Origin of the sequence: Clostridium vincentii (assembly GCF_002995745.1) — a bacterium.
GTDB classification, from domain to species: Bacteria; Bacillota; Clostridia; order Clostridiales; family Clostridiaceae; genus Clostridium; species Clostridium vincentii.
In genome coordinates, this window is record NZ_PVXQ01000063.1 from 1 (window position 1) to 11618 (window position 11618).

9 protein-coding genes are annotated in these 11618 nt (G+C 32.0%); 7 read left to right on the plus strand and 2 right to left on the minus strand.

What is annotated here, in order from left to right:
- Positions 1 to 197: 197 nt before the first annotated feature.
- The gene (locus CLVI_RS16465) at positions 198 to 1079 is read left to right on the plus strand and encodes a DMT family transporter (RefSeq protein ID WP_106061250.1); all 882 of its coding nucleotides are present in this window, start codon (positions 198 to 200) and stop codon (positions 1077 to 1079) included.
- Positions 1080 to 1162: 83 nt separating this feature from the next.
- On the opposite strand, the gene CLVI_RS16470 is transcribed toward CLVI_RS16465, so the two are convergent.
- Positions 1163 to 2824 carry an ammonium transporter gene (locus tag CLVI_RS16470; RefSeq protein WP_106061252.1) on the minus strand — a complete coding sequence of 554 codons (1662 nt, stop codon included), beginning with the start codon at positions 2822 to 2824 and terminating at the stop codon, positions 1163 to 1165.
- A gap of 115 nt (positions 2825 to 2939) precedes the next feature.
- Positions 2940 to 5039, minus strand: a complete 2100-nt coding sequence (locus CLVI_RS16475; protein ID WP_106061254.1) for a glutamine synthetase III family protein — start codon at positions 5037 to 5039, stop codon at positions 2940 to 2942.
- Between the two features lie 397 nt (positions 5040 to 5436).
- Here CLVI_RS16475 and glnA point away from each other — a divergent pair, with 397 nt between their 5' ends.
- The 6 genes from glnA (at position 5437) to CLVI_RS16505 (ending at position 11437) form a co-directional block, all read left to right on the plus strand.
- The gene (glnA, locus tag CLVI_RS16480; protein ID WP_106061256.1) at positions 5437 to 6756 is read left to right on the plus strand and encodes a type I glutamate--ammonia ligase; all 1320 of its coding nucleotides are present in this window, start codon (positions 5437 to 5439) and stop codon (positions 6754 to 6756) included.
- A gap of 28 nt (positions 6757 to 6784) precedes the next feature.
- On the plus strand, positions 6785 to 7354 hold the full coding sequence (locus CLVI_RS16485) for an ANTAR domain-containing response regulator (protein WP_106061258.1): 570 nt from the start codon (positions 6785 to 6787) through the stop codon (positions 7352 to 7354).
- Positions 7355 to 7356: 2 nt separating this feature from the next.
- On the plus strand, positions 7357 to 8187 hold the full coding sequence (dapF, locus tag CLVI_RS16490) for a diaminopimelate epimerase (RefSeq protein WP_106061260.1): 831 nt from the start codon (positions 7357 to 7359) through the stop codon (positions 8185 to 8187).
- A 6-nt stretch (positions 8188 to 8193) separates the two neighbouring features.
- Positions 8194 to 9792 (plus strand): CTP synthase, encoded by a 1599-nt coding sequence (locus CLVI_RS16495; protein WP_106061265.1) that lies wholly within the window; start codon positions 8194 to 8196, stop codon positions 9790 to 9792.
- A 3-nt stretch (positions 9793 to 9795) separates the two neighbouring features.
- Positions 9796 to 10980, plus strand: a complete 1185-nt coding sequence (locus CLVI_RS16500) for an LL-diaminopimelate aminotransferase (RefSeq protein WP_106061261.1) — start codon at positions 9796 to 9798, stop codon at positions 10978 to 10980.
- A 199-nt stretch (positions 10981 to 11179) separates the two neighbouring features.
- The gene (locus CLVI_RS16505; RefSeq protein WP_106061263.1) at positions 11180 to 11437 is read left to right on the plus strand and encodes a metal-sensitive transcriptional regulator; all 258 of its coding nucleotides are present in this window, start codon (positions 11180 to 11182) and stop codon (positions 11435 to 11437) included.
- Positions 11438 to 11618: the final 181 nt, after the last annotated feature.

Sequence of the window (11618 nt, forward strand, 5' to 3'; positions counted from 1 at the left end):
TGTGGATTAAAAGGATTTGGAGATATTAGTTACAATTAAGAGTAAAAATGCTTAAGGGAAGTTATAAATATATACTGTAAAATAATGGATAATAAAATAGTTGCCCACTTTTACTTGACTCAATCATGGTTTGCTGTAAAATATACAATTATATTATATGGGTGTATAATATAATATTAAGTATGGAAGGAGAAAAGATGAGTTTTAATAATTTAACTGATAGGACAAAAGGAATAATATTTATAATAATTTCTGCATTTGGATTTGCAGTAATGTCTGCTTTTATAAAGCTTTCAGGGGATCTTCCTGCAGTTGAAAAAACTTTTTTCAGAAATTTAGTTTCTTTAACGGTGGCATTTATAATAGTAACTAAACATAAAGATAAATTTTTTGGAAAGAAAGAAAATCAAAAATTACTTATAGTAAGATCGTTATTTGGAACAATTGGAATAGTTTTTAATTTCTATTCAATAGATCATTTGATTTTATCTGATGCAAATATGTTAAATAAGCTTAGTCCTTTTTTTGTAATTATATTTTCAGCTATTTTTCTTAAGGAAAAGATTAAAAGACCTCAAAGTATTGCATTATTAATTGCAATGATAGGTATGTTATTTGTAGTTAAGCCAAGTTTTAGCTTTGAAATGTTTCCAGCATTAATAGGAATTTTAGGTGGAGTTTCTGCAGCGGCTGCATATACATGTATTAGGGTTCTTGGAGGAAGAGAAAAACCTCATACTATTGTATTTTATTTTTCTTTGTTCTCTAGTGTGATAATTGCACCATTTGTGATAATGACATATAAACCAATGACATTTATGCAATTCTTATATCTTATATGTGCAGGACTTTTCGCAAGTATAGGGCAATTCGGTATAACTTTTGCCTATAAATATGCACCTGCTAAGGAGATATCAATTTTTGATTATACTAATATAATGTTTGCAGCTATTATTAGTTTTGCTCTATTTGGAGCATTACCAGATGCACTAAGCTTTATTGGATATGGAATCATATTTATAGCAGCTTTATATATGTTTATATTTAATAAAAGGTTAGATAAGGTACAAGGTGCGTAAAATTAATTGATTTATTGCATAAAAAAGATGTCTTTTCAAATAATTTGAAAAGACATCTTTTTAATTATATAAAACTACTATGGTTAATTATCATCTTGTAATGCTAAGTAACCTTCTTCTCCAGTACGGATTTTAATAACATTTTCAATGTTATATACGAAAATCTTACCATCACCAATAGTACCAGAACCAAGAACCTTTTTAACAGTGTTAATAACAAAATCAACAGGTATTTTACATACTACAACTTCAACCTTAATCTTAGGTAGTAGTTGTGTATCAAATTCAACACCACGGTAGAATTCAGTATGACCCTTTTGCATACCACAACCTAATGCTTGAGTTACTGTAATACCAGTAATGCCAATGCTATCTAGAGCAGATTTTAAAATATCTAGCTTCTCTTGATTTATTATTATAGATAGTTTAGTCATCTTTACAGGTAAAGATGTTTTATCAACAGTATTTGTTACTGCTGATGGAGTATTATTTGATGTAGAACTTAAGTTCATAGAATAATCAACTGGCATAAAGTCTGCGTAACTACTTGCAAGACCATGTTCTTCTATGTCTAATCCAACAATTTCTTCATGTTCAGATACACGTAAACCAATAGTTTTGCTAATTACAGTAAATACTATAGTCATTGTAATAGCTACCCAAGCGATTACTGCAACAACACCAATAAATTGTATCTTTAGCATTTCAAATCCGCCACCATAGAATAAACCACCATCTAGTGCGAATAAACCAACTAATAGAGTACCAGTAGCTCCACAGAGTCCATGTACACCTATAGCTCCAACTGGATCATCTATTTTTAGTGTCTTATCAATAAATTCAATACCAAATACAACAACGAATGCTGCGATTACACCGATAGCAAAAGCCCCGAAAGGAGATACTAAATCACATCCAGCTGTTATAGCCACAAGACCGGCTAAAGCACCGTTCAATGTCATAGAGATATCTGGCTTTTTATAACGAAGCCATGTAATTATCATTGTAACAGTAGCAGCTGTAGCAGCTGATAAATTAGTAGTTACAAAGATTGTAGCCATTGAAGTTAAAGCATCATCTCCAGTTGCAGAAACTGTAGAACCACCGTTAAATCCAAACCAACAGAACCAAAGAATAAATACACCTAAAGCTCCAAGAGTTAAGCTGTGTCCGGGAATTGCATTAGGTTTACCGTTCTTAGCGTATTTACCAATACGAGGTCCAAGGATTTTAGCACCAACAAGTGCAGCAACACCACCGACCATATGAACTGCTGTAGAACCAGCAAAGTCATGAAATCCCATTTCTGCTAGCCAACCGCCGCCCCAGATCCAATGACCTGATACTGGATAAATAAGAGCACTAAGAACAACACTATAAATACAATATGAAATAAATTTTGTTCTTTCTGCCATGGCACCTGAAACAATTGTTGCAGCTGTAGCACAAAAAACTGTTTGGAAAATTAAAAACGCGTATGTTGGGAAGGTGCTTGAATAATCTCCTTGTACAAAGAAGTCCGGAGTACCAATAAATCCTCCGTTTGAAGTTCCAAACATTAGTCCAAAACCTAGAACCCAAAATACTATTGTACCTAAACTAAAGTCCATTAAATTTTTCATGATTATATTACCTGCATTTTTGGCCCTTGTGAAACCTGTTTCTACCATTGCAAATCCAGCTTGCATAAAGAATACTAAAGCCGCTGCAATTAATACCCATAAAGTATCTACTGATGAAAACATAATAATTCCCCCTAAAATAAATTTATTAATAAAAATGGCGTGTATCCATAAATTAAGATACACGCCATTGTGTTAGTAATATTGATTAAATTATTGATTTATTTATGATATATAATTATATTCTATAAATTAAATCAGAGTAGCTTGGAAGTGGCCAGTAACTTTGTCCGACTAATCCTTCTAAAGAATCAGCAGCAAGTCTTGTAGCTTCCATAACTGGTATGATTTGTTCCTTGAAGAAGTTCGCATTTTCATATGCATCAGCATAATCAACACCTTTTCCAATTAATGTATTTAACTTTTCAACTTCTTCATATAGCTTATTAGCTAATGTGGAAACCTGAGTTAAAATACCTCTTTCCATATCACAGCTTGTGCTAAGACCAACGGCTTTTTTACTTATTATTGTATCGCTTAATTCCTTCATAAATGAAGTAATAGCTGGAAGTAATTGTCGTCTAACCATTTCTACAGTTGTTAAACCTTCAATATTGATTACTTTAGAATATTCTTCTAAAAGTATTTCATATCTTGAATGTATTTCATTTTTTGTATAGATATGATGTTTTTCAAATAATGAAAGATTTTTTTCTTTTATATAGTGGGGAAGTGCATCAACTGTAGTTTTAAGGTTTAATAAACCTCTCTTTTCAGCTTCTACAACCCATTCTTCTGCATAACCATTACCATTAAATATAATTTTCTTATTTTCTTTAATAGTTCTTTTAAGAAGACTATTTAAACTAGTTTTGAAATCTTCTTTTCCTTCAAGTTCGTCAGCAAACTGACAAAGTGATTCTGCAACACTTGTATTTAACATTACGTTACAACAAGATATCGAGAAAGTAGAACCAAGCATTCTAAATTCAAACTTATTACCAGTAAAGGCAAAAGGAGAAGTTCTATTTCTATCTGATGTATCCTTAGCAAACTTAGGAATTATATCAACTCCAAGTTCCATTCTTTCTTCTTTCTTTGAAGAATAATTAGAACCATTTTCAATTGATGCTAAGACCTCATTTAAATGAGCTCCTAAGTACATAGATACAATAGCAGGAGGAGCTTCGTTTGCCCCTAATCTATGATCATTTCCTGCATTAGCAACAGAAATTCTTAGTAAGTCTTGATAGTCATCAACAGCCTTTATTACTGCACAAAGGAAAGTAACGAATTGAAGATTTTCTTCAGGGTTCTTTCCAGGCTCTAATAGGTTTTCTCCAAGGTTAGTTGAAAGAGACCAGTTGTTATGTTTACCAGAACCGTTAATACCTTCAAATGGTTTTTCATGTAAAAGACAAACTAAACCATGTCTTTCAGCAACTTTTTTCATAAGTTCCATTGTTAGTTGATTATGATCTGTAGAAACATTAGATAAATTAAAAATTGGTGCTAACTCATGTTGAGCTGGAGCAACTTCATTGTGCTTAGTTTTAGCTAAGATTCCAACTTTCCATAATTCTCTATCTAAATCTTCCATATATACAGCTATTCTTGTTTTAATGTTACCGAAGTAATGATCATCCATTTCTTGACCTTTTGGAGGCATAGCACCTAAAAGAGTTCTTCCAGTTAACATTAAATCTAATCTTTGATCATAATATTTTTTATCTATTAAAAAATATTCTTGCTCAGGACCAACAGTAGTTGATACTCTTGACACCTCGTCACGTCCAAATAATTTTAATACTCTTAAAGCCTGTATATTTAAAGCTTCCATTGAACGAAGTAATGGAGTCTTTTTATCTAATGCTTCTCCAGTATATGAATAAAATACTGTAGGTATACATAATACGTTATCTTTGATAAATGCAGGTGATGATGGATCCCATGCAGTATATCCTCTTGCTTCAAATGTTGCCCTTAAACCACCTGATGGGAAACTAGATGCATCTGGCTCACCTTGTATTAATTCTTTACCGGAAAATTCCATAAGAATTTCTCCATCATTAGTAGGAGATATGAATGCATCATGCTTTTCAGCAGTTATTCCAGTCATTGGTTGGAACCAATGAGTAAAGTGAGTTACACCCTTTTCAAGAGCCCAATCCTTCATTGCATTTGCTACAATATTAGCTACTCCAAGATCTAAAGTCATGTTATTTGCGATAGCCTTCTTTAGATCCTTGTAAATTTGCTTCGGTAACCGTTCCTTCATAGTATTTTCATTAAACACCATACTTCCAAATAATTCTGGGATACGGTTTTTATTTTCCATTATAAGATTCCTCCTTAAAATTTAAAAGCGCTGTACGGATTCCGTACAGCGCCATTGCTGTTTTTTTTATTATTATATTCTAATACAGGCGAAAATGCAAGTGAATTCAATTATTTATTGACAAAAAAATTGCTTCCTACTAAAATAGTAATTAAGAACAATGGCGTTCTTAATTTGCGTACTGCAGTGCGTCTATTAAGGGACGCTTTTTTAAATATAAATATTTTTTTGGAATGAAGATAGTGGCAATTTTTTTATGTAGTAGGCCGGTGTGGTATAATGAAAAAATAAGGAAATTAAACTTCTTAACAAGATTTAATCCAAAAAAGCTTCTTGTAAGTAATTACTAATTAAGGGATTTAGATGGACCAAATTAAAAATCAGGAGGTAGTTATATATGGACCAAACAATTACAGAAATAATAGAATTTGTCGAGGAGAATGATATTAAATTCATAAGATTACAGTTTTGTGATATTTTTGGGGAACTTAAAAACATATCAATAATGTCATCTCAATTGGAAAAAGCATTTGTACATGGAATAAGTTTTGACGCTTCATCTATTAAAGGATTTTTAGATATAGAGGAATCAGATTTGTTTTTATTTCCAGATCCTTCTACATTAACAATACTTCCTTGGAGACCACAAGAAGGAAGAGTTGCTAGATTCTTTTGTTATATAAAGACACCAGAAGGTGAGATTTTTCAAGGAGATTCAAGAAATATATTAAGCAAAGCAGTGCAAGAATTATGGGAATTAGGTTATACAGCAAAGGTTGGACCTGAGTGTGAATTTTATTTATTTAAGACAGATGATGAAGGTGAACCTATATTAATACCACATGACGATGCAGGATATTTTGCAGTTGCACCCTTTGATAAGGGAGAAAATATAAGACGAGAAATTTGTTTGACACTAGAAGAAATGGGATTAACACCAGAAAGTTCTCATCATGAATCTGGACCCGGACAAAATGAAATCGACTTTAAATATGATAATGCATTAATCTCTGCTGATAATTTTATAACATTCAAAAATGTTATAAAAACTATAGCAAGTTTAAATGGACTTTATGCAAGTTTTATGCCAAAACCTTTTGCGGATAAAAGCGGTTCAGGGCTTCATATTAATTTATCTCTAGATAAAGGAGATAAAAATTTGTTTCATACAGATGGAAGTCATTCTCCAGAGGCAGAAAGTTTTATCGCTGGAATTATATATAGAATGAGGGAAATTACAGCAGTATTAAATGCCAATGCTAATTCCTACAAAAGATTTGGATGCTTTGAAGCTCCTAAATATATAACTTGGTCTCATAAAAATAGATCACAACTAATCAGAATACCAGCCTCTAAAGGAGAATATAGTAGAATGGAAGTTAGAAGTCCAGATAGTACTTGTAATCCATACCTTGCTTTTGCTCTTTTAATACGTGCTGGAATGGAAGGGATTAAAGAGGAAAAAGTACTTCCAAAAGCTGTTGAAGGGAATATTTATAATGTAGAAACATCTAAGTTTGAAAAGTTACCTTTAAATCTTAAGGAAGCTCTTGATATAATGGCTAAAAGTAATTTTGTCGAAGATGCGTTGGGGGAATTTGTATATAATAAATTCTTAGAAAACAAATTTATGGAATGGAAAGAATACGAAAGTAATTGCAAATCTCATGACGAAGTTAGTGAATGGGAATTTAATAATTATTTTCAAAAACTTTAATTAAAATTTGTATTTAAGGAAGTGCTACATGGATAAGATACTGCTGGTATGCAGCTCGGAAAAGGGGACGAAAGTTTATTCTGATAATTTAAAAAGTATGGGGTATGTCAATATTGATACTGAGGGAAATGGTAATGCTGCAAGAAGACGATTAATTCAAGAAAACTACAGTATGGTACTTATTGACACTCCACTAAAAGATGAATTCGGAAGTGATCTTGCTATGAAGATTTCACAAGGGGATAATAGTGGGGTTGTTTTGGTTGTTAAATCAGAAAGTTCTGATATGATCTCGGCTAAAGTAGAGGACTATGGAATTTTTGTAATACCAAAACCTTTTACAAAATCAATTTTTCATCAAGGAATAAAATTTGTTTTTACATCAGTAAAGAGATTTAGTGTTCTTAAAAATGAGCAGAATAAGCTTTTGAAAAAGGTAGAGGATATAAAGAAAATTGATAGAGCCAAATGTCTTCTTATTCAATATAATAAATTAACAGAGGAAGAGGCTCATAAATATTTAGAGAAGCAGGCTATGGATTCAAGATTAAGTAGGCGTCAGGTGGCAGATAAAATTATAGAATGTTTAGGGGTGTAACAATGGAATTTACAAAAATGCATGGAGTAGGGAATGATTATATTTATTTCAATTGTATGGAGAATGAACTTGAGAATCCCGGAGAATTATCTAAAAAATTAAGTGATAGACATTTTGGAGTAGGCGGAGATGGAATTGTAATGATTTTACCATCAAATAGAGCAGACTTTAGAATGAGAATGTTTAATGCTGATGGTTCAGAAGGAAAGATGTGTGGTAATGCATCAAGGTGTATTGGTAAGTATGTATATGAGAAAGGTCTTACAGATAAAAAGATGGTTACTTTAGATACTTTAGGTGGAATTAAGGAGCTTAATCTTACTGTCTTGGATAATAAAGTTACTGTAGTTGAAGTTAATATGGGAGAAGCTATAACAAAAGCTAAGGATGTACCTGTGAATTTTCATAAAGATTTTGTTGTAAATGAAAGAATAATAGTGGATAATATAGAATATGGTATTACTTGCGTTTCAATGGGAAATCCTCATTGCGTAGTTTACATGGATAGTATTAATGAGTTAGAATTAGAAAAGCTAGGACCTAAGTTTGAAAATCATCCTATGTTCCCAGAAAGAATTAACACAGAGTTTTTAGAAGTAATTGATGAGAAAACTCTTAAAATGCGTGTATGGGAAAGAGGAAGTGGAGAAACCTATGGCTGTGGTACGGGAGCTTGTGCAGCAGTTGTTGCATCAGTACTTAATAAATACTGCAAAGCTAATGAAGAAATTACTGTTAAACTACTAGGAGGAGATTTGAAAATAAAGTATTTATCTAATGGATTGGTTTATATGACTGGTCCAGCTGAATTTGTTTTTGAAGGAAGGATTTAATTGAATATGAAGAAAAAGTATATTTTTGTAACAGGCGGAGTTGTATCCGGATTAGGAAAGGGAATTACAGCAGCTTCTTTAGGAAGACTTTTAAAAAGTAGAGGATTAAAAGTAGCAGCTCAAAAGTTCGACCCATATATTAATATTGACCCGGGGACAATGAGTCCCTATCAACACGGCGAGGTTTTTGTTACTGATGACGGTGCAGAAACAGACTTGGATTTAGGACACTATGAAAGATTTATTGATGAAAATCTTAATAAGTTTTCTAATATAACTTCAGGTAAGGTATATTGGAACGTTTTAAATAAGGAAAGAAAAGGAGAATATCTTGGAGATACAGTTCAAGTTATTCCTCATATTACAAATGAAATTAAAAACCAAGTATACTCAGTTGGAGAAGTTACAGATAGTGACATAATCATAACTGAAATTGGAGGAACTGTTGGTGACATAGAGTCTTTACCATTTATAGAAGCAATAAGACAGGTATCTCTTGAGGTTGGACGAGAAAATTGTTTGTTTATACATGTTACATTAATTCCATATATTAAAGGTTCAGAAGAATTAAAATCAAAACCTACACAACATAGTGTTAAAGAACTACAGGGTCTTGGAATTGCACCAAACTTAATTATTTGCAGATGCGATTTACCACTTGATGACGATATTAAAAATAAAATATCTTTATTTTGTAATGTAAAAAGAGATTGTGTAATTGAAAATTCTACAGTTCCAATTCTTTATGAGGCACCATTAATGCTTGAAAAGAGCAATTTCTCTGAAATTGTTTGTAGAGAATTAGGAATTGAAGGGACTAAATGTGAACTTGGAGAATGGGTTGCTTTAGTTGAAAAGATAAAAGAAGCTCAGACAGAAGTTAAGATAGGGATTATTGGTAAATATGTTAAATTACATGATGCATACATATCTGTTGTTGAAAGCTTAAAACATGCTGGCTATGAAAATGGAGTTAATGTTACTATAGAGTGGATTGATAGTGAAGATATTACTAAAGAAACTGCAAAGGATATCTTAAAGGACTGTAAGGGAATAGTAGTACCCGGAGGATTTGGCCAAAGAGGGGTAGAAGGGAAAATTGAATCAGTTAGATATGCTAGAGAAAATGATTTACCTTTCTTAGGAATTTGTTTGGGAATGCAAGTTGCAGTTATTGAATATGGTCGTAATGTTTTAGGATTTAAGCATGCAAATTCCAGAGAATTTGATGAAATGACAGAAAATCCTGTAATAGATTTAATGAAAAATCAGGTAGGAGTTCAAGCTAAGGGCGGAACAATGCGTCTTGGACAATATCCTTGTAATGTAATGAAGGGTAGCAAACTGCATGAACTTTATGGCAAGGATCTTATTCACGAAAGACATAGACATAGATTTGAATTTAATAATGACTATAGAGAAAGATTTGCTGAAAATGGCTTAATATTAAGTGGTATTTCACCAGACGGAAGATTAGTTGAAGCCGTTGAATTAAAAGAGAATAAATTTTTTGTTGGAGTTCAATATCATCCAGAATTTTTATCTAGACCAAATAGACCACACCCACTTTTTGTAGGGTTAGTAAAAGCTGCTAAGGAGGAATAATTAATGTTAAAAGTAAATGAAAATTTTTCAAATTTAACCAAGAGTTACTTGTTTTCAAACATATCACAAAAGGTTAACGAATTTAAGGCTAACAATCCTGATAAGAAAGTTATATCATTAGGTATAGGGGATGTTGTACTTCCTTTATGTGCTCCTGTTATAAAAGGACTTGAAGAGGGCGTTAAAGATATGTCTGCAATAGAAACCTTTAAGGGATATGGACCAGAACAAGGATATGCATTTTTAAGAGATGTACTTCAAGGATATTATAAAGAATTTTCAGTTGAATTAAACACTAATGAAATTTTTGTAAGCGATGGAGCTAAAAGTGACTTAGGAAATATATTGGATATATTCTCAAAGGACAATGTAGTTTTAATACCAGATCCAGTTTATCCAGCATACGTAGACACAAATGTTATGGATGGAAGAAAGATAGTCTTTATGGATAGTAATATAAGCAATAACTTCTTAGCATTACCTGATTATAGTGTTAAGGCAGATATAATTTATCTTTGTTCACCAAATAATCCAACAGGAGCTGTTTATAATAGAGAACAGCTAACTAAGTGGGTTGAATATGCAAAGGAAATGGGAGCTGTTATACTTTTTGATGCGGCATATGAAGCATTTATAAGTGATGAAAGCATTCCTCATAGTATATATGAAATTCCAGGTGCAAAAGATTGTGCTATAGAAGTATGCTCTTTATCAAAGACAGCTGGTTTCACAGGATTAAGATGTGGATATACTGTAATTCCAATGGAATTAAAATGTGGAGAAACATCTTTAAATGAGTTGTGGCTCAGAAGACAATCAACAAAGTTTAATGGTGTTCCATATATTGTACAAAAGGCTGCAACAGGAGTTTTCTCAAAGGAAGGAAGAGCTAAAACTAAAGAAGTTATAGATTCTTATAAGGAAAATGCTAAGGTCCTTGGAGCTGTACTTAAGGAAATGAGTATAGATTATATAGGAGGAGAAAATTCTCCGTATATTTGGCTAAAGTGCCCTAATGAAATGTCATCATGGGATCTCTTTGATATGTTATTAGAAAAGGCAAATATAGTAGGTACTCCAGGAGTTGGTTTTGGTAAAAATGGAGAAGGATACTTCAGATTAAGCTGTTTTGCATTAAAAGAAAATGTAATTGAAGCTGCTGAAAGATTAAAAAAATTACAATTTTAAGTTAGTATATAAGAGTTGAAAAGTTTATTATAACTTTTCAGCTCTTTTTTTGTGTAGAGATAATATATAGGAAAAATTAATCTCACAAGGTATGAATTAATATATAAGTAGATTGACCTCCTACTTTTATATTTGTAGATTTTAGGGTAGAATATAGATAGATATATACCACCAGAGGGTATGCTAGGAGAATAATGTTATGAAAGAAAATAAGGATATATTAAATAGATTAAGAAGAATTGAAGGTCAGGTTAAGGGAATTCAAGGTATGGTAGAAAAAGAAATCTGCTGCACGGATGTTTTAGTGCAAATATCAGCTATAAGAGCGGCTATAAATAAGGTGGGGGTTCTTATGATAGAAAATTATGCTTATAATTGCTTGGAATTAGGGGAGAAGACTGAAGATGAAGAAAAGCTTAAAGAACTATTAAGAGTTATGAATAGTTTTATGAAGTAAATTAGAATTATTACAGGTTGTTTTAATTCAAACGCTTGTCCCTATTGGTTGCAATGTAAGCGTCAAATAACTCATCACCTAGGACTGGCAGTAAATTAATGTGATAATACTCCTATACTTAGTAGGAGGTAATTTGCATGGCAGAAAGAAGATCTAAAGAAGAATGGATGATACTTGTAAA

Excerpts from the sequence above, each read along its gene's own strand:
- CLVI_RS16475 (WP_106061254.1), bottom strand. The coding sequence starts at position 5,039 with ATGGAAAATAAAAACCGTATCCCAGAATTATTTGGAAGTATGGTGTTT.
- CLVI_RS16495 (WP_106061265.1), top strand. The coding sequence starts at position 8,194 with ATGAAGAAAAAGTATATTTTTGTAACAGGCGGAGTTGTATCCGGATTA.
- CLVI_RS16500 (WP_106061261.1), top strand. The coding sequence starts at position 9,796 with ATGTTAAAAGTAAATGAAAATTTTTCAAATTTAACCAAGAGTTACTTG.
- CLVI_RS16485 (WP_106061258.1), top strand. The coding sequence starts at position 6,785 with ATGGATAAGATACTGCTGGTATGCAGCTCGGAAAAGGGGACGAAAGTT.
- glnA (WP_106061256.1), top strand. The coding sequence starts at position 5,437 with ATGGACCAAACAATTACAGAAATAATAGAATTTGTCGAGGAGAATGAT.
- CLVI_RS16465 (WP_106061250.1), top strand. The coding sequence starts at position 198 with ATGAGTTTTAATAATTTAACTGATAGGACAAAAGGAATAATATTTATA.
- CLVI_RS16470 (WP_106061252.1), bottom strand. The coding sequence starts at position 2,824 with ATGTTTTCATCAGTAGATACTTTATGGGTATTAATTGCAGCGGCTTTA.
- dapF (WP_106061260.1), top strand. The coding sequence starts at position 7,357 with ATGGAATTTACAAAAATGCATGGAGTAGGGAATGATTATATTTATTTC.
- CLVI_RS16505 (WP_106061263.1), top strand. The coding sequence starts at position 11,180 with ATGAAAGAAAATAAGGATATATTAAATAGATTAAGAAGAATTGAAGGT.